Source organism: Mycobacterium sp. PDNC021, assembly GCF_048282635.1.
Classification (GTDB): Bacteria; Actinomycetota; Actinomycetes; order Mycobacteriales; family Mycobacteriaceae; genus Mycobacterium; species Mycobacterium llatzerense.
The window spans coordinates 5,661,977-5,681,166 of record NZ_CP182502.1 but is presented as its reverse complement, the minus strand read 5'-3'; the positions used below and the strand labels follow the sequence as shown (position 1 = coordinate 5,681,166).

Annotated in this window: 18 protein-coding genes; 11 read left to right on the top strand and 7 right to left on the bottom strand. The window is 64.0% G+C overall.

Annotated features, from left to right (window positions below; translation table 11 throughout):
* Positions 1-43 precede the first annotated feature (43 nt).
* A complete protein-coding gene (locus ACNO8X_RS27175) occupies positions 44-2,284 on the top strand; it encodes a S8 family peptidase (protein WP_418003516.1) in 2,241 nt (746 codons plus the stop codon).
* A gap of 789 nt (positions 2,285-3,073) precedes the next feature.
* Here the strand turns inward: ACNO8X_RS27175 and ACNO8X_RS27170 are convergent.
* Positions 3,074-4,588: a hypothetical protein gene (locus ACNO8X_RS27170; RefSeq protein ID WP_418003515.1), complete on the bottom strand. Its 1,515-nt coding sequence runs from the start codon at positions 4,586-4,588 to the stop codon at positions 3,074-3,076.
* A gap of 752 nt (positions 4,589-5,340) precedes the next feature.
* On the opposite strand from ACNO8X_RS27170, the gene ACNO8X_RS27165 reads away from it, so the two are divergent.
* Positions 5,341-6,114, top strand: a complete 774-nt coding sequence (locus ACNO8X_RS27165) for a hypothetical protein (protein WP_418003514.1) — start codon at positions 5,341-5,343, stop codon at positions 6,112-6,114.
* Here ACNO8X_RS27165 and ACNO8X_RS27160 read toward each other — a convergent pair.
* Entirely contained in the window at positions 6,111-6,389 is a 279-nt protein-coding gene (locus ACNO8X_RS27160) for a hypothetical protein (RefSeq protein ID WP_043983946.1), read from the bottom strand. The two genes, ACNO8X_RS27165 and ACNO8X_RS27160, sit on opposite strands and share 4 nt — an antisense overlap.
* Positions 6,386-6,769 (bottom strand): heme-binding protein, encoded by a 384-nt coding sequence (locus tag ACNO8X_RS27155; RefSeq protein ID WP_133762262.1) that lies wholly within the window; start codon positions 6,767-6,769, stop codon positions 6,386-6,388. Before ACNO8X_RS27155 ends, ACNO8X_RS27160 begins: the two co-directional genes overlap by 4 nt.
* A gap of 256 nt (positions 6,770-7,025) precedes the next feature.
* Between ACNO8X_RS27155 and ACNO8X_RS27150 the strand changes: the two genes are divergently transcribed.
* The 3 genes from ACNO8X_RS27150 to ACNO8X_RS27140 all read left to right on the top strand — a co-directional run bounded on the left by ACNO8X_RS27150 (position 7,026) and on the right by ACNO8X_RS27140 (position 9,216).
* Positions 7,026-7,811, top strand: coding sequence for a DUF4239 domain-containing protein (locus tag ACNO8X_RS27150; protein WP_418003513.1), 786 nt, complete (start codon positions 7,026-7,028; stop codon positions 7,809-7,811).
* 65 nt (positions 7,812-7,876) lie between these two features.
* Positions 7,877-8,239 carry an ArsR/SmtB family transcription factor gene (locus tag ACNO8X_RS27145; protein WP_418006053.1) on the top strand — a complete coding sequence of 121 codons (363 nt, stop codon included), beginning with the start codon at positions 7,877-7,879 and terminating at the stop codon, positions 8,237-8,239.
* Positions 8,236-9,216: a cation diffusion facilitator family transporter gene (locus tag ACNO8X_RS27140; protein ID WP_418003512.1), complete on the top strand. Its 981-nt coding sequence runs from the start codon at positions 8,236-8,238 to the stop codon at positions 9,214-9,216. The genes ACNO8X_RS27145 and ACNO8X_RS27140 overlap by 4 nt, the downstream gene beginning before the upstream one ends.
* Here the strand turns inward: ACNO8X_RS27140 and ACNO8X_RS27135 are convergent.
* From ACNO8X_RS27135 to ACNO8X_RS27125, 3 genes are all read right to left on the bottom strand, one after another.
* Positions 9,213-9,644: an ester cyclase gene (locus tag ACNO8X_RS27135; RefSeq protein WP_418003511.1), complete on the bottom strand. Its 432-nt coding sequence runs from the start codon at positions 9,642-9,644 to the stop codon at positions 9,213-9,215. The two genes, ACNO8X_RS27140 and ACNO8X_RS27135, sit on opposite strands and share 4 nt — an antisense overlap.
* Before the next feature lie 223 nt (positions 9,645-9,867).
* Positions 9,868-10,050 (bottom strand): rubredoxin, encoded by a 183-nt coding sequence (gene rd, locus ACNO8X_RS27130; protein WP_020098970.1) that lies wholly within the window; start codon positions 10,048-10,050, stop codon positions 9,868-9,870.
* A gap of 27 nt (positions 10,051-10,077) precedes the next feature.
* Positions 10,078-11,160: a fatty acid desaturase gene (locus ACNO8X_RS27125; protein ID WP_418003510.1), complete on the bottom strand. Its 1,083-nt coding sequence runs from the start codon at positions 11,158-11,160 to the stop codon at positions 10,078-10,080.
* An 83-nt stretch (positions 11,161-11,243) separates the two neighbouring features.
* Between ACNO8X_RS27125 and ACNO8X_RS27120 the strand changes: the two genes are divergently transcribed.
* Positions 11,244-11,960: a TetR family transcriptional regulator gene (locus tag ACNO8X_RS27120; protein ID WP_418003509.1), complete on the top strand. Its 717-nt coding sequence runs from the start codon at positions 11,244-11,246 to the stop codon at positions 11,958-11,960.
* 43 nt (positions 11,961-12,003) lie between these two features.
* Positions 12,004-13,215, top strand: a complete 1,212-nt coding sequence (locus tag ACNO8X_RS27115) for an acyl-CoA dehydrogenase family protein (RefSeq protein ID WP_418003508.1) — start codon at positions 12,004-12,006, stop codon at positions 13,213-13,215.
* 1 nt (position 13,216) lies between these two features.
* Here ACNO8X_RS27115 and ACNO8X_RS27110 read toward each other — a convergent pair whose 3' ends face one another.
* On the bottom strand, positions 13,217-14,044 hold the full coding sequence (locus ACNO8X_RS27110) for an SDR family oxidoreductase (RefSeq protein WP_418003507.1): 828 nt from the start codon (positions 14,042-14,044) through the stop codon (positions 13,217-13,219).
* A gap of 142 nt (positions 14,045-14,186) precedes the next feature.
* On the opposite strand from ACNO8X_RS27110, the gene ACNO8X_RS27105 reads away from it, so the two are divergent.
* From ACNO8X_RS27105 to ACNO8X_RS27090, 4 genes are read left to right on the top strand one after another with little or no spacing between them, the layout of a single operon-like run.
* Positions 14,187-15,572, top strand: a complete 1,386-nt coding sequence (locus ACNO8X_RS27105; protein ID WP_418003506.1) for an aldehyde dehydrogenase family protein — start codon at positions 14,187-14,189, stop codon at positions 15,570-15,572.
* Positions 15,572-16,993, top strand: coding sequence for a wax ester/triacylglycerol synthase family O-acyltransferase (locus ACNO8X_RS27100; RefSeq protein WP_418003505.1), 1,422 nt, complete (start codon positions 15,572-15,574; stop codon positions 16,991-16,993). Before ACNO8X_RS27105 ends, ACNO8X_RS27100 begins: the two co-directional genes overlap by 1 nt.
* Positions 16,993-17,955, top strand: a complete 963-nt coding sequence (locus ACNO8X_RS27095) for a PDR/VanB family oxidoreductase (protein ID WP_418003504.1) — start codon at positions 16,993-16,995, stop codon at positions 17,953-17,955. Before ACNO8X_RS27100 ends, ACNO8X_RS27095 begins: the two co-directional genes overlap by 1 nt.
* A complete protein-coding gene (locus ACNO8X_RS27090; protein ID WP_418003503.1) occupies positions 17,952-19,190 on the top strand; it encodes a cytochrome P450 in 1,239 nt (412 codons plus the stop codon). Before ACNO8X_RS27095 ends, ACNO8X_RS27090 begins: the two co-directional genes overlap by 4 nt.

Here is a 19,190-nt window from a genome sequence, read left to right as displayed (position 1 = left end):
GAGTGTTAATAATTGGTGCTGACCGCGAAGGGAGGTCGCGGCAATGACCGCACCGACACGTTTTCTCATTGGCCACGGCGAACGGTTGATCGAGCCCATTCCGCCGATCGTCGGAGGTAACGAGACGCCCACGCCGTACACGGTGGAGCACGCCCGCACGCGGATTGGCCAGATGACACAACGCACCGCGGCCGATGCGGCCGTGCTGCCCCGATTGGCCTGCCCCGATGACGTGACCGTCGCCGCACTGACTCTGCATCCGTCATACCTGTCGAAAAGCGGTTACCCACTGGAGCTTTTGCGATCGGTCGGGTTGAGCCCCGTGGGAAGCCGACCGGCGAAAATTGTTCCCGAGCAGGCCGCTCGGCGCGTCAAGGGCAGCACAGAGCCCCAGCGTTATGAGCCGACCGAGCCCCGGACCACGACCAAGCTGTTCGTCGCGGCGACCCGAGACCACCTGAGGCAGTGGGCGGACGAATTGCTCTCTCCGTTCAGCGAGGATGACCTCAGCAACGCCGACAAACAGATCGTCCGTTTGGAGCGCGTGGACCTCAACACTGCGCGCGACCGTGACCGGCTGAGCACCGGCGCCACCACCGCAGAGGTCGTTCTGCATTCCTCTGAGCAGATCGCCATCGACGGTTTGGTCCAGTACTGCGCCGACCGTGAGGTGCAGTTGCTCCTCGAGCGTCGTCTCATCACCGGCGGACTGGTTTTTGTGCCCGTGCGTGGAGATAACGAGGTGTTGCGCAGTCTGGCCGACTACTCTTTTACTCGCGTCGTGCGCGCAGTTCCGCAGATGCGTCGACTGTTAGAAGAACCGCCAGAGCCGGTGCGTTCGATGCCGGCTGTACGCGCCGTGCTGCCCCAGGGTGGGCCCATCGATCCCACCCTGCGCGTCGCGATCTTTGATGGCGGACTGCCCGACGACACTGTGCTGAACCAGTGGGCGACCACATACACATTTCCGGACAGTGGCCCAGCCCGGCCGAAATACCTCGACCACGGCCAGAAGGTCACCTCGGCAATCCTGTTCGGCTCGGGCCAGGAGGGTGCGCCAGTAGCTCGACCCTATGCCAATGTTGATCACTACCAGGTGCTCGATTCGGAAAGTGATTCCGATCCTTACGAGCTGTACGCCGTCATCGAACGGATTGAATCAGTTCTGACACAAACGAATTACCCATTCGTGTCCATTAGCATCGGACCTGCACTGCCCATCGAGGATGACGAAGTCCACGCATGGACGTCGTTCTGGGACAAGCACCTCGCCGACGGCAATACCTTGACCACCATTGCCATCGGCAACAACGGTGCCCTCGACCGCGACAGCGGTAATGCTCGTGTGCAGGTGCCCGCAGACAGTGTTAACGCCATCGCGATCGGCGCCGCCGACAAGACCAGTCAACTGTGGCAACGAGCAACGTACTCAGCCATCGGATACGGCCGCGAGCCCGGAGTGATCAAACCCGACGTCCTGGCATTCGGAGGCTCCCTGACTGAGCCGTTCATCTGTGTCAATCCCGAGGGAAACCTCTATACCACCTGCGGCACCAGCTTTGCCTCGCCTCTGGCTATGCGCACAGCCCTGGGGATCCACACATTTTTCGGATCGCAAGTCGGGCCCATGGCGATCAAGGCGCTGCTCATCCATACCGCGGACCTCCAGGAGGGTCACGATCACCGCGAGGTGGGACGCGGGCGGATCAGGCAGCACAATGACGACTTGACCCAATGTGGCGACGGTGAAGCACGGATCCTCTACCAAGGCACGCTGGAGCCGGCGCGCTATGTTCGGGCTGCGATCCCGTTGCCGCCGGACTTGCCCTCAGGCCTGGTAACCATCACCGCCACAATCGTTTTCGCCACTGATGTCGACCCGGCCGATCCTGGCAATTACACCCGCAGCGGCCTGGATGTGTGGTTTCGTCCTCACCGCGACAGACTCAACCGCTCTGGCACGCTCGCCAAGACCGCGCCATTCTTCCAGGGGCACGACTTCTCCAACGAACAGGAGTTGCGCCGCGACGCCCACAAATGGGACACCGTTATGCATGCCTCGCACCGCAAAAACACGTCGAGCCTGTCGCACCCCGTGTTCGACATCCACTACAACGCCCGATCAGCAGGACACAACGCCGGCGACTCGCCGCGCATCCGGTATGCCATGGTGATCACCGTTCGGATGCCCAAGGTGGACGATCTGTACGAACAGGTGTTGCGCACGTACGCCACCCAGCTGCAGGCGCTGCAGCCAGCGATCGACCTGCGTCTCTACACCTGAGTCGGCAACGCTACGCCGTGCACATCGGGTACGTGGCGTGCGATGAGTAAAACTGTTGATATTCAACATATCTCGCGGTGGCAGTGGGTTGCATTGGTAGCGCTGCCGCCCGACAAGTGGCCAGTGGATGGCGACGGTGGCCCATTGCCTTTGATGCGGTCTGGCTGTCGTCGCTGTCCCTGTGCGATCGGGGCCGCAGTGATCGACACCTACATACGGTCAAGCCAGCCCTGTCAATACGACGGCGGCGCCAACGGGCAGATGGTCACCTCGGACCTGATGCTGCCGGGCAGCTTCGCCATTGATGCTCAAGGCGAACTCGATCTGGTCAAGGGTGATGGACCCGGTTCCGACGTGACCGGCCTGAGCGGTCCGCGTACTGTGCGACCTCCACCGGCGGAAGGGGATTCTCGATGCTGCTCGTTGTGCTCAGTGGTGGCCGCGCCTACCAGGCATTGGGCTGGGGCGGTCACCAAACCTGCGACCAGCTAAAGCAATTCACACACGCGGCACTGCAGCATATCCCGGGCTGAGCATTGGTGCTGCCACGGAACCCATCAGGAATGCCGCAATTACGTCGCGGCCTAAGGCAAATCCTGTCATCACGCCGTGCTGGCGGGTAGCCGAGTGTGCGAGTATGCGGCCGCCGTAGAGGGTGCGGCAGAGGGCGTAATTCAGGGATTTGGAGTCTTCACTCCACCCCTAGCAGCGGTCGTAGCGGCTGTTGCCTTCCTCGACTTTGGTGAACACCGGTACGACACTTCCGGCACGCGGTCAGCACCTGAGTTCCTACAACCCAGGTTCGCCTTCGGTGCCGTTTTCGTCGTCCATGTAGTCGTCCGGGCCGAGGTCGGCGTACTCCCATTCCCTGGCGTGCTCGGCGTGGCGCGCGTCGCGCCACCCTTCTTCCTCATCGTCGGTGGCCTCATCGATACCGAGGTCGAGTTGCAATTCGATATCGGTTAGAACCAAGTACTCCGCATCGAGAAATAGGTCGCACACCGGGCATTCGGCATAGTTGGCTGTCCCGGATACGTTGGCGTAGAACGAAACACCGTGAGGCATCTCCGACTCGTCGATGTCGATCTCCCGATGTACGTCGTACACCACCCACATGTAACTCCCGCAGGCCGGGCAGTTGTGCTTGCGCGCCGTCTGGTCGTCCTCGACCGGAGGTTGACGCGCTTCAAGTTCGCCGATGACTCGGTTACGTTCGTTATCACTCAGTCCCGCAGTCAATCTGATGAAGACGGCTTTTGCCTCACCGACCACTCCGCCGAAGTATTCGCGTAGATCTTCGTAACGGGCTTTTCGGCGCGCCTCGACGATCGCGAAGTGCCTCGGTGACCAAAATGCGCTGAGATCTGCCTGTTGATTCAAAGCGGCACGGACTTTGAAAACCCAATCAACTAGTGTCACCAATTCGGTGAGTGCGGTCTCGAGGTCCTCATCATTGGCCAGCGCCAGATGTTGGGCTCCGTGTCGGACTTCGAACACAGCTTTGGGCTCGGGTATGCCCTTCATTCCGGCCGGCATGCACGCGATGAGTCGTTTGAACGCCTCTACGCCGCTGGCGGTAGCGACTTTCCCGGACGGCTGCTGCCCGTTGCTGCTGAGCGCACAGAGTGTAGCCATTCCGGTGTTATCTGCGATGAGTACTGGGTTGATGTTGGCGAGCGTGGCCTTCAGTAGCATTTCGGCAGCCTGGCCGATCGCCGTCAGCCGAACCCACCGGTCGAACCCTGACTGATCAGCCGGCGGCTCGTCGATTGCCTTTCGTGAGCAGTCGGTGGCCAGTTCGAACAATGCCGCTGCCAACTCGTGGGGCGTCTTGGTCCCGTAGATCGTGTTCCAGGATCCTTGCATTGGCGTCCGTTTTGGTTTGGGCACCGCTTCACTGCTTCCTTTTGGGGACGAAGTGCCAGACGCTTGCCTTGCGGCTTGCACGACCGACACGAACTCGGTGGTGTCCTTCGCCTTGCCTAGTACTTCGATCGGGGTGCGGTCGTCGAGGCGAGTGTTGGTGCCGAGTAGCCATGCTCGGGCGGTCTTGTCGTCGTAGGCGTCGACGAGCATGCGCACAACTTTGTAGCCCTCGCGCAGCCGGCGTTCCGTGGTTGCTTGCGGGTTGGGGCCGTCGGTGCGTGCATAGCGGCCGATCTGCTTCGCATCACCCAGGCCTGCGACTGCGGCGGCGGTCCGTTGTCCGAGTGTGTTTTGCAGGTAGGTAGCGATCTCCGCGAGGGGCCGGGTTGTGGCTTCGGCGTCGAGTCTGTCGGAGGCTGCGGTGACCAAGACTGCCATGGGCCGTCTCCCATCATCTGTACCCTGCCCTTATCGGGGATGTTACCAGAACAACCCCAGAAACCACACCGGAAACAACACCTTGCAATGAAGTTAAGCAGGACAAGGCGAACAGTCGAGTGGATGCTTGTGCCTGACCTGCGGGGTGGTGAAGGCATCCGGGATGCGCCTACTGCGCCCAGTCACTGGTCAGGCAACACGCAAGTGGGCTGGTATATCGACGAGTAGGCCGTTCGGCGTGCATAGTTCCACGCGTTCCGAAATCGGCCATACTGCGTTCCGAAGCCGAGAATCCCGAAGGTGCTGATCAGCGGTGTCGGGGTTTTCTACAGGTCCCCGGGGGCGCAAAGGGACGCCTCATGGTAGTTGGCGCGCCGTCCGCTGGGCATCTGGGCTCGCGGTGAGGCCGCGTTCGTGGTGCAAGTGAGGCTCATGGGCTGTGTGCGGCCGGCCGCGGGTGGATCGTGTCCCGTGCGCGTACGTGTCACGGGTGCCAGCGGATTTGGTGGCTCGACTTTCGGGGTAGGCCCCGGCGATGGGTGGCGACCTCGGCCGCTTTCTTGCGCCGGCGCCTCAAATTCGGTGGGTGACGGCATCCCGATTGTCGGTGCAATTAGCGCCCCTACCATTCTATTTACGCGACTGTATAATACTTCTCTGCACCGCCGATTTACGGTGCCCTGATCGGGGGAAAAGTCAAATCGCAGCAATTGTGGTAACGACGTTCTCTGGTTGTCTACACTTCCGTCCAAATGTGTGAATTTGACATGAACGCGTGCGATCCCGTCGATGTGGCGCGCCAGTTGGACTCGACGGGTGTCGCTCAGGTAGCAAACGCCGTGCAATGGGATTGGGTGATCGATTCCCGCGCGGAGATCGACCGTTGGCTGGCCGCGCATGGCGAGAAAGACCATTTCGTCCTATCGCCACAGGATGGGCACCTGGAGTCGATTCATGCGTTCATGGCCAGCGATTCGGTTCGCACATTTCTCGACAATGTCGTGCGCCAGCGCTTCCCGGACCGGGCGCACGAATTGGCCGGTACCGCGGTGCGCATCGTGGCCGGTCCGCACGCCGACGGTGACGCGTGGTGGTTCCACTACGACGCCAGCGTCGTGACGATGGTGGTCCCGCTGTTCATTCCCGAAGCGGAGCCGGGCCGGTCGGGAGAGCTGGTGGGCTACTTCAACAAGCGGCCGTTCCGGCGGTCTGTGGCGATCAACATCCTCGAGAAGATCGTCCACCAGAGCGCCACGTTCCGGCAGCGGATCCTGCAGAGCCTCGGCCGTGCCGGTGGCCCGACCGTCGTCGACATGAATGTCGGTGACGTGTACCTGTTCTGGGGCTATCGAAGCCTGCACGCCAACATGCCGATCGCTTCAGGTCAGCGGCGCGTCACGTTGCTCATTCACTATGGACAACCGCACGCGCCCAGCGGCACCTTGGCCGCGGCCAAGCGCCTGCACTGGGCGCTGCGCGGCCGCGCCGACGCCGCGGACCAGCCGGCCGCGGCGCGGGCGTACTAGCGGCAGGTGTTGGCGCTGACCCAACGGCCGTTCCAGCCGACGCACCCCTGCACGGGCGGGGGCGGCGGGGGCGGCGGCATGTCCTCGGGCAGCGGCGCGTAGTAGGCCGGCGGCGGAGCGTACGGCGCGACGGCGCCGAAGTCGGTGCATCCGCTGACCGTGATGCGTCGTCCGGCGCCGAAGCAGACGTCGGCACTCGCGGTACCGGCGGGGGCGACGGCAATCAATCCGGGCACGGCTGCAGCTGCCAACGCGGCAGCGACGAGGCGCATCATTCGCCGAGCAGCGGGCGGTCGGGCTGCGCCAGGCCGCAGCGCTCGCGGAAATCGGTCATGGGCTGACGGATCGCCCGAAGTTCGTTGTGCGCCTGTGGGTTTGCGTCGAAGAAGGTGCGAACGTCATTCGCGACCTCATCGCGGGGCTTGCCCTGCAGGCTGCCGTAGAAGTCGTTGACGTCCGGGTGTGTGAACAGGTAGGCGGAGGCAGCAGCGGCGACTCCCGATGCCACGCCGGCCAGGTCCGCGGGGGTGCAGTTGGGGGCCGTGGGGGCGGCCATCGCCTGACCCGAAGTCGGCAGGGCGACAGCCATGACGGCCATGACGGCTCCTGCGGCAGCCACGACCGCCCGCTGGGCGACCGATTTTGTGAAGACCATTGCCGTATTCCTTTCCACAGCGCCAGGTTCGGCGTCGATCGGCGCCGGATATAGCCGGACTGTAGCAGGCCGATTGACCCGGACGACATTTTCGGGGAGAGCCTCGGTGTGCTCGTTGCACCGGTGGTCGATCTCGCCGCCGCCGCACGTTGCCGGCGGACCCGACAACTGCGTGTTGCTGTGCGGTTTCACGCTTCAGGCAGTTTGCGGAGAATGCTTGGCAACGGCCCGGCGTGATTGGCATGCTTGATCGACTATGGGTGATCTAGGGGTGTTCGGCGCATGGCTCATGCTGGCCTTGGTCGTCGGCGGAGCGGTCTGTGTGGCGGTCGGCTGTGTGTTCGTGACGCGCCGCATCATCGCGCGCGATGCGCGTCCCGAACAGAACTCGTTCCTGTCTCCGTTTCTGACCGTCGTCGGCCTGGTTTACGGGGCGCTCCTCGGGTTCACGGTCGTCGTCGGCTGGCAGCAGTTCCTCGGTGCCGAGACGAATGTCGCCAACGAAGCGTCGACCTTGACCACCCTGTATCGCCAAACCATCGCGATGCCCCAGCCGGAGCAGGCGCAGATTCGTGAACAGCTGCGTAAGTACGCCGCCGCGGTGCAGGGCCCTGCCTGGGGCATGGACGAATTCGCGGACATCAGCAACAACGGTCGCGTTGCGCTCGGCGAGCTGTATCGCATTGTGGGAACGCATAGTTCGGGGCCGACCGCGAGTCCGATCGATTCGCAGTTCCTGAGTGAACTGACGGTGCTGGCCTCGGATCGCAGCGAGCGCATCCTCAATGCCAAGCAGCGCATCCCGACCTTGCTGTGGTGCGCCCTCATCTTTGGCGGGACGGTATTGATCCTGCTGACGTGCTTCATGCGGCTGGAGAACGGCCGGGCCCATGCGATCCTTGTCGGCGCGGTTGCCATCCTGTTGTCGTTGTTGATGTACGTCATCTACACCCTTGACCATCCATTTGGTCCGATAGGTGTTACCTCGCAGCCGTTTTCGCATGCGGTCAAGGTGTTCGACATGGTCGACCGCGGCACCTGAGCGCCTCTCCGGGGGCAGCTGCGCGGCCAATGATCTATTATCTGCGTATGAATGCAGGTAACCAGATGCCGGCGCCGCTCGCCGATGATCAGGTGCGCCTGGTGGTCGAGGTGTTCCGGATGCTCGCCGACCCAACCCGCGTCCACCTGCTGTGGGCGTTGAGTGCATCCGAGCTGTCGGTCAATGAACTGGCCGAGCGCGTCGGCAAGCCCGCTCCGTCGGTATCGCAGCATCTGGCGAAGCTGCGGATGGCGCGGTTGGTGCAGACCCGTCGTGCCGGGACGACGATCTTCTACAGCCTGGAGAACGAGCATGTCCGCCAGCTGGTGGTGGATGCCGTGCACAACGCCGAACATGCCGGTCCCGGTGTGCCGGCCCACCATCGCCAGGATGCCGGTCTGCGGAGCCTCGAAAGGGGCGGACGATGAGTGGGCACCACCACGATCACGACCATGGGCATACGCATGACCACGGCTTCCGGGGTGCGGTCAAGGGCATTTTCGCGCCGCATTCCCACGACGCGGCGGACAGCCTGGACAGTGCGCTCGAATCGAATGCGGCCGGTATCCGGGCCGTGAAGATCAGCCTGCTGGTGCTGGGCCTCACCACGGTCGTGCAGATCGCCATCGTGGTGGTGTCGGGGTCGGTGGCGCTGGCCGCCGACACGATCCACAACTTCTCCGATGCCCTGACCGCGGTGCCACTGTGGATCGCATTTGCGTTGGGCGCCAAGGCCGCAACCCGCCGCTACACGTACGGGTTCGGCCGGGTCGAGGACCTCGCGGGGTTGTTCGTGGTCGGCATGATCGCGCTGTCGGCGATCATCGCCGGCTATGAGGCGGTGCAGCGGTTGATCCACCCCCAGGTCATCGAGTACGTGGGGTGGGTGGCGCTGGCCGGGTTGGCCGGATTCCTCGGCAACGAAACCGTGGCGGTCTACCGCATCCGGGTGGGACGTCAGATCGGTTCGGCGGCGTTGGTCGCCGACGGCGTGCACGCGCGTACGGACGGCTTCACCTCACTGGCGGTGCTGCTCGGCGCCGGCGGGGTGGCCCTTGGGCATCCGCTCGCGGACCCGATCGTCGGGCTGATCATCACGGTGGCGATCCTGGCCGTACTGCGCACCGCGGTGCGAGATGTGTTCCGTCGCTTGCTAGATGGCGTCGATCCGGCGCTCGTCGACACGGCCGAGCGGTCCCTGTCGGCCGAACCGGGGGTGCGGTCGGTGCACAGTGTGCGTATGCGCTGGATGGGGCACCGCCTGCATGCCGACGTGGAGCTCGATCTCGATCCTGACCTGAGCCTGGCGCAGGCCCACCGGATCGCCCACGACGCCGAGCACCATCTGGTGCACGCCGTGCCCAAGCTCACGACGGCGCTGATCCACGCGTATCCGGCGCGCTAGAGGTGGATCGCGCCGAGCTGTTGCAGCTGGGCCAGGGTGTCGACCACACCCCAGACCTCGGCGATCTGTCCGTCGGCGAACCGGATGATGAACATTTCTTCGTAGACAACGGGTTTCCCGGTCGGCGCCAGGCCGCGGTAGTCGCCGAGATGTGTTCCGGTCACGGTCTGCCGTGAGGCGATCTTGTCATGGTCGACGATCATGTCGTCGACCATGACGTGAATGTCGGGGAACGCTCGAAGTAGCAGGGTCCAGATGCGTTTCATGGTGTCCGGCCCGGTACCGGCCGACAGCGGTGAATGGACGACGGCGTCGGGATGAAAGACGTCGTCGATCGTGCTCACGATGTCGTCGACATCCCCGCTGTTGCAACTGCAGTGGAATCGTTCGAAGGTCGCGACATTGGTGCTCGTGGGTGTCGTGGACACGCGTTCTCCTCGCCTCGCGAATTAGGTCGACCGTCGCAATGGCGGTTGGACGCCGGCATAGCCGGCACTGACTGTGATGCGTCCCTCCGCGTCCGCCCCGAGCAATCCACGGTCAAGTCTGCACTACGGCCCCAGATGTCTGGCGCGTATTCCCACAGTTGTGGCTTGCCCCCCAGCGTGCCCGTCAGTCGAGCGCGATCAACGAAGCCGCGTCAGCTTCGAATCAGTCTTCGTAGGGGACGAACTCGTCCTTGCTGACACCGCAGACGGGGCACACCCAGTTGTCGGGGATGTCCTCGAACGCGGTGCCGGGGGCGATCCCGCTGTCCGGGTCGCCGTCGGCGGGGTCGTAGATCATGCCGCAGCGCACGCAGATCCACAGCTGGGCGGTTTGGGTCTCGGTCATTGTGTTTCCGTTCGGAGAAGGGTGTGGTCAGGGCTCGACATGCGCCGGGGCGAGGCTGAATCGGTTGGCCCGGTGGAAGGTGCCGAAGTCGTTGAACCGGACACCGTTGTCGCGCAGTACTTTCTGGCAATCGTGTTTGATCGCCTCGCGGAGGTAGAACGGGTCGCGGACCAGGAAGTGGTGGATCGCATGGGTCTCGCCGAAGTTGAAGCAGAGGGCGTGGAAGGGCTTGAGCCACTTGGCCGTCCATACCTGGGTCTGCTGCATCACGTTGTGCTTCTCGACGTCGCCGTAGTAGTGCATGTTGGAGCTGACGAAGTGCAAGCAGAACGTGCGCACCGCGTTCGGTGCCAGCAACGTGACGGCGACGAAGTTCAAAGCAGTCACCCAGCTGCCGGAAATGCTGGTGCCGGTGACGAATTCGAACACGTGCAAGCCGATGAACAGGTGCCACAGCGTGTAATGGATGATCCCCAGCGGAAAGTACACCGCGAGTGTCTTGGCGGCGAGCTGGCGCGCCTCCTCGGCGGAACGGGCCTCGTGGTTGATGTAGGCGGTGACGATGGCCTGCTGCCGGAGCGGCTTGGTGTAGATGCCGAGCATCGAGTCCAGCAGGCTGAGCAGTCGGTGGCTGCCCCAGCCTTCGCCGTTGGTGATGCCGCGTTCCTCGAGGTCTGAATCGGTGCCCGAGACCTCGTGATGATGCAGGTGCAGCGTCCGCCGGATCCAAGGGTTGATGGTGCTCGGCCGGAAGAACCAGACCCCGAACATCATCACGTTGTGCACCACGCGGTTCTGCCGGAAGTACATCGAGTGGATGAGGTCGTGCTCCAGTTCGTGCAGCAATGACAGCCAGAACGCGGTGATCAGGATGGTCGCGTACCAGGGCAGGATGCCGGCCGCGTAGAGCGCGGCGTCGGCGAGTATGCCGGCGATCGATGTCAGGAATATCGCCATCCCGACCCCGTCCTGGTGGGCGGTGAGGAACGGATGGCGCTCACGCCAGCCGTTACCGATGCGGATGAGCTCGCCTCGGATCTCGGCGATCCGGTCGCGGTCTTCTTCGGCGAGGTTGCGCTCGCCGGGTAGGCGGGTCGCGATGCGTGCCATGATCTCTCCATTCGAGTTAGAGAACGAATGTTCCGTAAGATATGGTTGCCGATATGCCGAGGTCAATAGCTAGAATTGGAATCGTGACCGGTGACACAGAGAACAGACGCTCTCTATCCGCCGACGCGGACTCCGGCAAAGGGCGGGATCGGCATGGGCGCCGGACACAGCAGGAGCGCCGCGAGCACACCCGGCGTGCGCTGATGACGGCGGCGCTGGACCTGACCGCCAGCGGGTCGAGCTTCGACGCGCTGAGCCTGCGGCAACTGGCCAGCAAGGCCGGTGTCGCGCCGTCGGCGTTCTATCGCTACTTCCAGTCGCTCGATGACCTCGGCCTCGCCGTGATTCACGAGACGTTTCGCACGCTGCGCGAGATCATGGGCGAGATGGCCACTCTCGACATCGATTCGTCCGGCGGTGCCATCCACGTCGGTGTGCAGGCACTTCGTGGTGTGGTCTCGCGCGACCATGCGCACCTGGCGTTCCTGGCTCGCCAACGCGCGGCCGGCCATTCGGTACTCCGGCGTGAGATCCGGTCGGAGATCCGCTTGTACGCCAGTCAATTGGCCACCTACATGGCCCGGTTCGAACCCATTCGGTCGTGGAGCGTCGGTGATGTGGAGATGCTGTCGAGCATGTTGATGGCCACCATTCTCGCTGGCATCGATTCGATGCTCGAGGTCATCGCGCGCGGGCTCGACGAAGAGACCACGGCGCGCGATCTGGATGCGGCCACCACGATGCTCGAGCGCCAGATTCGATATCTATACGTCGGAGCTACCGCTTGGCGGAGCAATTGATCGCTTGCGGAACTGAAACCCTTTGACTACCAACAGGAGCGACATGACATTCTCACTGCAGCTCAGCGATGACGTCATCGAAGTGCGAGACTGGGTGCACCAATTCGCCGCAGAGGTCGTACGCCCAGCCGCCGCGGAATGGGATGAACGGGAGCAGACGCCGTGGCCGATCATCCAGGAAGCGGCGAAGATCGGGCTGTACTCGCCGGAGCTGTTCGGCACCCAGGCTGCCGAGCCGAGCGGGCTCGGCATGCTCACCGTGTTCGAGGAATTGTTCTGGGGTGACGCCGGAATCGCGCTGTCCATCATGGGTACCGGTCTGGCCGCCGCGGCCTTGGCTGGTAACGGAACACCTGAACAGATAGGTCGATGGCTGCCGGAAATGTTCGGCTCGGCCGCGGATCCGAAGGTCGCGGCCTTCTGCTCATCTGAGCCCGACGCCGGCTCCGATGTCGGGGCTATCCGGGCCCGGGCCCGCTACGACGAGGCCACCCGTGAGTGGGTGCTCAATGGCACCAAGACCTGGGCCACCAACGGTGGCATCGCCAACGTGCACATCGTGGTCGCGTCGGTGTACCCAGAACTCGGGTCGCGCGGCCAGGCCAGCTTCGTCATCGGACCGGACACCAAGGGCTTGACCCAGGGGCAGAAGTTCAAAAAGCACGGCATCCGGGCGTCGCACACCGCCGAGGTGGTGCTCGACAACGTGCGGCTGTCGGAGGACGCGATCCTCGGCGGCCGGGAGAAGTTCGAGGCCCGGGTGGCTCGGGTGAAGTCGGGAGCATCCGCGGGCGGCCAGGCCGCGATGAAGACGTTCGAGCGGACACGTCCGACGGTCGGCGCGATGGCGGTCGGGGTGGCCCGGGCCTCCTACGAATATGCCCTCGAATATGCCTGCCAGCGTGAGCAATTCGGCAAGAAGATCGGTGAATTCCAGGCCATTGCTTTCAAGCTGGCGGACATGAAGGCCCGCATCGACGCCGCCCGGTTGTTGGTGTGGCGGGCCGGGTGGATGGCGCGCAACAATGTGCCGTTCGAAAACGCCGAGGGCTCGATGGCGAAGCTGGTGGCCAGCGAGACCGCCGTGTACGTGACCGATGAGGCGATTCAGATTCTCGGCGGCAACGGGTACACCCGTGACTACCCGGTCGAGCGCATGCACCGAGATGCCAAGATTTTCACCATCTTCGAGGGCACCAGTGAGATTCAGCGGTTGGTCATCTCGCGGGCGGTGACGGGTCTGACGATCCGCTGAATTACGACTCGTCGATGCGGTGCTGGTACTCGGCGCGGGCTGTCGGGTCGAAGTCGAGAAAGGTGCTGTACGCGCCCAACTGCGTGTTGATGGCATCGCGCAGCCGGCGCCCGATGAGGGGCTGTGTGCGCAGGATCGGTCCGATGATCTTGGGGACGAACACATCTGCGATGGGATGAGATACCGCGTCGACGATCGCCTGAGCGACATCGTCGGGTTGGACGGTCGGGATGAATCGCACGCCGGAGGTCCCGGCGATGAGCTCGGTATTGGTGAATGACGGCATCACACAGGTGAATTGCACTCCAGTACCGGCATATTCGACGCGTGCGGTTTCGGTGAGTGCGATGACGGCGGCTTTGGTGCCGCAGTAGGTGAGGCCACCGGGCACCGGCGTCTTGCCGGCCGACGAGGCGATGTTGATGATGTGGCCCGAGCCTCGTTCCACCATCGCCGGCAGCGCGAGGTGCATGCCGTTGATACAGCCCATGACGTTGATCTCGACGGCGCGGCGGTGTTTTTCGGCCGACTGGTCGAGGAAGCGTCCGATCGGCATGATCCCGGCGTTGTTGATCAGGACGTCGAGCGGTGCATCCGCGGCCGCCTGCTTGTGGAACGCCGCGAAGGACTCGTAGTCGGAGACGTCGACCGGATAGGCCTCGGTGCCCGGACCGACGCTGCCGGCGGCCGCGACTGCCGATTCGTTGTCGAGGTCGCCGATCACGATGGTGGCGCCCCGGCGGTACAACGCCTTGGCTGTGGCCAGGCCGATACCCCGGCCGGCGCCGGTGATCGCGATCCGTCGTCCACGTAGGGAAGTGGCGCTCATGGGTGATTCCTCTCGTCGTTCCGGTTCAAATGTAGGTCTACATATATTTCCTGCGCAAGAGGTCTTGACTGTCATATATAACGTAACTTACATTTCAAATGTCGCGTAGACGGTACGGAATCTGACGAAGGTGGTGAAGCGAGTGGTTGGTTCAACGGCGTACGAGCAGGAGACCACGGTGGTCGACACGCTGCGCAAGGTGTTCGCTACCGGTCGCACGCGCGAGCTGTCGTGGCGGATCGACCAACTGCGCGGTATCGAGCGGCTGTGCGAGGAACGCGAGCAGGAGATCGTCGATGCCCTCGCAGCAGACTTGGGCCGCTCGGCGTTCGAAGGGTGGCTAGCCGATATCGCGTCCACCAAGGCCGAGGCGGCCTACGCGCGTAAGCACCTCAAGAAGTGGATGCGCCGACGTCCCGTCGGTCTGCCGCTGAGCCAACTACCGGCCAAGGGCTGGGTGCAGTACGACCCGCTCGGCGTGGTGCTGGTCATCGGCCCGTGGAACTACCCCTTCTATCTGAGCGTCAGTCCGCTGGTCGCCGCTGTCGCCGCCGGCAACTGCGCCGTCGTCAAGCCCTCCGAACTTGCCCCAGCGACCTCTGCGCTACTAGCGCGGCTGTTGCCTCAATACCTCGATCCGGACGCGATCAAGGTTGTCGAAGGTGACGGCGCGACGACCCAAGCGCTACTGGCGCAGGGCTTCGATCATGCCCTGTTCACCGGCGGTACCGAGGTCGGGAAGAAGATCATCGCCGGCGCGGCCCCGACGCTGACCCCCGTCACGCTGGAGCTGGGCGGCAAGAGCCCGGTCATCGTGACTGCGGACGCCGATATCGACGTCGCAGCCCGGCGCATCGCCTGGGTGAAACTGCTCAACTCGGGGCAGACCTGCATCGCGCCGGACTACGTACTGGCCGACCGAGCCATCGCGGGCGAACTCGTGGCCAAGATCGCCGAAAACATCGAACGATTCCGGTCGGCCGAGCCGAACACCTCGCAGCGCATCGTCAACGACCGTCAGTTCGATCGGCTCGCTGGATTGATCGCCTCGACGACCGGCACCGTGGTGATGGGCGGCGGCTCCGATCGATCGACGCTGCGCATGGAACCTACAGTCATTCTCGATCCCGCGGCGGACGATCCGGTCATGGCCGACGAGATCTTCGGCCCGATCCTGCCGGTGATTCGCATCGGATCAGTCGACGCGGCAGTGCGATACATCAACGCCAAGCCGAAACCCTTGGCGCTGTACGTGTTCACCGAGTCGACGGCGCAGGCACGACACATCATCGACGCGGTCCCGTCCGGCGGCGCCGTCGTCAACCACATCGCGATGCATGTGTTGGTGCCGCAGCTGCCGTTTGGTGGCGTGGGGGCCAGCGGCATGGGTGCGTACCACGGCCGGTGGGGATTCGAAGCGATGAGCCATCGCCGCGCCGTGCTGGCCAAGCGCAGCAGTCCGGACCCACAGATATTCTACCCGCCATACGGGCGTCTGGCGAAGAAGATCCTGCGAAAGGTGTTCTGATGCGACGTCTTTCGAGCCTGGATGCCCAGTTCCTGGCAGCAGAAACCCACACTTTCGGCGCGCATTACAGCGGGCTGGCCATTTTCGAAACCGGTGACAGCACGACCATCACCGCCGCAACGATGCGGAGCCGGGTGGCGGCCTGTATCGATCAGCTTCCGCCATTGCATTGGCAGGTGGTGGAAGTTCCGCTCGGGCTTGATCATCCGGTTTTCATCGAGGCGGACGTCAACCTGGACGATCACATCTTCGAGTCGACGCTGCCTGAGCAGGCCGACGACGAAATGCTGGGCCAGGCAGTGGCCGACATCTTGTCGACACGCCTGGATCGGGACAAGCCGCTGTGGCGGCTGGACGTCATCCACGGTCTTCCCGGTCGCACTGCCGTGGTGATCACGCTGCACCACGCGGCTGCCGACGGGATCGCCGCTAGCGAAGTCCTGGCAGCGATCCTGGACAACGCGGTGTCGCGGGAGGTCGCACCACGACGCCGGTCGGAAGCTGCGCCAAACCCGTTGGGGCTGGCTGTTCGTGGACTGGCGGCGCTCCCCGTTCGTGGGGTTCGGGCGCTGCTGGCCGCACCGCAGACCCTGGCGCACCTGGATCAGGTGCCGGCCATCCGTGCGCTGCCGGGCGTGCACACCCTGGCGCAGACGGTGCGCCGCGACGGAGATGCGAAGCCTCTCAACGCACCGCGAACTCGGTTCAACGTGAAACTTTCCGGCGCTCGGACCGTGGCTTTCGGGACGGTGCCGTTCGGCCAGATCAAGGCGCTGAAGGTGCATTTCGGCATCACCGTCAACGATGTGGTGATTGCCTTGTGCGCGGGCGCGCTGCGGCGCAGACTCACCGAGACCGGCGACCTGCCGACGGGGCCGCTCGTCGCCTACATTCCGGTGTCGAAGCGGTCGTCCGATGCGCAGGACCGTTTCGGCAACGCGATCAGCTCCATCATCGCGCCGGTGCCGGTACACCTGCCGAAACCTGTTGACCGACTGCGTTTTGCGCACGAAACGATGACGGCGGCGAAACAACGCACCGGCGACGCGCCGGACACCCTGCTGTGCGACGTGAACGATCCGATTCCGGTACCGATCTTCGGGATCGCCGCGCGCGGCCTGATGGAACTGACCTCATCGCGATTCGCCCGGCCACCGATCAACATGGTCATCTCCAACGTGCCCGGCTCGCCGTCCGCGATGACGTGCGAGGGGGCTCCGCTGGTGGCGACCTACCCGGGCAGCCTCGTGTTCGACGGCTTCGCCCTCAACATCACCGTGGTCAGCTACCAGGACGGTCTCGACATCGGAATCGTCGGTGATGCAACCGCACTGCCGGATGCGTGGGACCTGCTGGCCGATTTCCGCAGCGAATTGGACGAACTGTCTGCCTTGGTCGATTCAGAAAGGAGTGCGCACTGATGTCTGCGACGGACGTCGAACTGGTGGTGCGGCGGCGGGAGACAGCTGCCGATGGCGTGGTGACCCTGGACCTCGTCGAACCCGATGGCAACGAACTGCCCGCGTGGGAGCCCGGCGCCCACATCGACCTGCTGCTCGACGAGGGCCTGGTGCGTCAGTACTCGCTCTGCGGTGATCCGCGCGAGACCGGCACCTGGCGGGTCGGCGTCCTGCTCGACCCGAACAGCCGGGGCGGATCCCAGCATGTCCACGCGCACCTGCAAGAAGGCTCCGCTGTCCGGGTTCGCGGACCCCGCAACAACTTTCCGCTCGTGGAGGCGCCGAGGTACCTGTTCATCGCGGGTGGCATCGGTATCACGCCAATGAAGGCCATGGCCGAAAGCGCGGAGCGCGCGGGCCTCGACTGGTCCATGCTCTACCTCGGCCGCTCGCGGTCCTCGATGGCCTTTCAACACGAACTGCAGGACACCTACGGTGACCGCGTCACGGTTTGGGCCGACGACGAGCGCGGTGGATTCTTCGACCTGGCCTCTGCTCTGGCGGAGCCGTCGGACGGCACGGTGATCTACAGTTGCGGGCCGGAGCCGCTGCTCGCGGCAGTCGAAAAGCATTGTGCGCATTGGCCGGACGGCAGCCTGCATGTCGAGCGGTTCACCGCCAAGGCGCCGGCCGCCGAAACCCTCGAGCAGGCGCTGGACACCTACCAGGTGATCTGTCAGCGCTCGGCCATCACCGTCGAGGTGTCGGACGGCGTGCCGATGCTGGAAGCGCTCGAGGACGCCGGCGTTCCGATCATGTCCTCCTGCGGCGAGGGCGTGTGCGGCACCTGCCGGGCCACCGTCCTGGAAGGCACTCCCGATCACCGCGACTCATTGCTCACTGACGCCGAACGTGCGTCCGGAGACGTCATCCTGCCCTGTGTTTCCCACTCCCTATCCGGAAAGTTGGTGCTTGACCTATGACCGTTCAATCCGACATCGATCTGGCCACAGTCGATCTCACCGACCTGTCGTACTTCCAGGACGGGCCGCCGCACGAGTTGTTCGCGCGCATGCGCAAGGAGGCGGGTCCGCATTGGAACGCGCTCACCGACGCCGACGAACCCGGTTTCTGGTCGTTCACCAAATACGCCGACATCCAGGCGATCAGCAGCAACTCCGAACTGTTCTCCTCAGCCCGGGGTGGGGTCTTCTTCACCGCCTCCATGGGCGCCGCACCGATCGAGGCGCTGCGCGAAGTGATCCTCGGGATGGACCCGCCGCGGCACACGCAGCAGCGCATGGTGGTGCAGGCGGTCTTCACCCCACGGATGATCCGGCAGATGGAAGCCGAAGTCCGTGCCACGGTGGCCCGGCTGATCGATGACGTAATCGAAAGAGGTAACTGCGACTTCGTCGAGGAGATCGCTGTCGAGCTGCCTCTCATCGTCATCGCCGACATGCTCGGCGTCGTGCAGGAAGACCGCCGGCAGCTCTTCGAGTGGACCAACATGCTGTCGCGTGCGGCGGCGACCGGTGATTCCCAGATGGGCATGGGCGCCCTGATCCAGATCGGTGGCTACCTGACGGCGCTGACTGCCGCGCGCAAGGAAAACCCCGGCACGGATTTGCTGTCGCGGATGCTGACCGCCGAGGTGGACGGCGAGCGCCTGTCCGAAGCCGAGATCACCTTCTTCTTCGCGATTCTGATGTTCGCGGGCAACGACACCACGCGCAACACCGCCTCGGGTGGCCTTCGTGCGCTCATCGAGAATCCGGCGGAGCGGCAGAAGCTGCTCGACGACCCGGAACTGATCCCCGGCGCCGTCGAGGAGATGCTGCGCTGGGTGTCGCCCGTCGTGTACTTCACCCGCACCGTCACCGCCGACACCATCGTCGGCGGGCACGCGCTGAAAGAGGGTGAGCGCGTGTGCATGTGGTACCCGGCCGGCTCCCGCGATCCGGAGAAGAACGAGGACCCCGAGACGTTCAACGTGTCGCGCGGCAAGATGCCGCACATGGCGTTCGGCGGCGGCGGAGCGCACTTCTGCCTCGGTAATCAGTTGGCACGTCTGGAATTGCGGGTGTTGTTCGAGGAGCTCCTGCGTCGCATCCCGGACATGGAGATCACCGGCCCGGTGAACCGGCTGGTGTCGACGTTCTCCAACGAATTGACCTCGATGCCGGTCACTTTCACGCCCGGCAGCAGAGAAGGCTGA

Coding starts and splice junctions, on each gene's coding strand:
- rd (WP_020098970.1), bottom strand. CDS start 10,050: ATGACCGAGACCCAAACCGCCCAGCTGTGGATCTGCGTGCGCTGCGGC.
- ACNO8X_RS27115 (WP_418003508.1), top strand. CDS start 12,004: ATGACATTCTCACTGCAGCTCAGCGATGACGTCATCGAAGTGCGAGAC.
- ACNO8X_RS27145 (WP_418006053.1), top strand. CDS start 7,877: ATGCCGGCGCCGCTCGCCGATGATCAGGTGCGCCTGGTGGTCGAGGTG.
- ACNO8X_RS27090 (WP_418003503.1), top strand. CDS start 17,952: ATGACCGTTCAATCCGACATCGATCTGGCCACAGTCGATCTCACCGAC.
- ACNO8X_RS27155 (WP_133762262.1), bottom strand. CDS start 6,769: ATGGTCTTCACAAAATCGGTCGCCCAGCGGGCGGTCGTGGCTGCCGCA.
- ACNO8X_RS27140 (WP_418003512.1), top strand. CDS start 8,236: ATGAGTGGGCACCACCACGATCACGACCATGGGCATACGCATGACCAC.
- ACNO8X_RS27175 (WP_418003516.1), top strand. CDS start 44: ATGACCGCACCGACACGTTTTCTCATTGGCCACGGCGAACGGTTGATC.
- ACNO8X_RS27165 (WP_418003514.1), top strand. CDS start 5,341: ATGTGTGAATTTGACATGAACGCGTGCGATCCCGTCGATGTGGCGCGC.
- ACNO8X_RS27170 (WP_418003515.1), bottom strand. CDS start 4,588: ATGGCAGTCTTGGTCACCGCAGCCTCCGACAGACTCGACGCCGAAGCC.
- ACNO8X_RS27150 (WP_418003513.1), top strand. CDS start 7,026: ATGGGTGATCTAGGGGTGTTCGGCGCATGGCTCATGCTGGCCTTGGTC.
- ACNO8X_RS27100 (WP_418003505.1), top strand. CDS start 15,572: ATGCGACGTCTTTCGAGCCTGGATGCCCAGTTCCTGGCAGCAGAAACC.
- ACNO8X_RS27125 (WP_418003510.1), bottom strand. CDS start 11,160: ATGGCACGCATCGCGACCCGCCTACCCGGCGAGCGCAACCTCGCCGAA.
- ACNO8X_RS27160 (WP_043983946.1), bottom strand. CDS start 6,389: ATGATGCGCCTCGTCGCTGCCGCGTTGGCAGCTGCAGCCGTGCCCGGA.
- ACNO8X_RS27110 (WP_418003507.1), bottom strand. CDS start 14,044: ATGAGCGCCACTTCCCTACGTGGACGACGGATCGCGATCACCGGCGCC.
- ACNO8X_RS27095 (WP_418003504.1), top strand. CDS start 16,993: ATGTCTGCGACGGACGTCGAACTGGTGGTGCGGCGGCGGGAGACAGCT.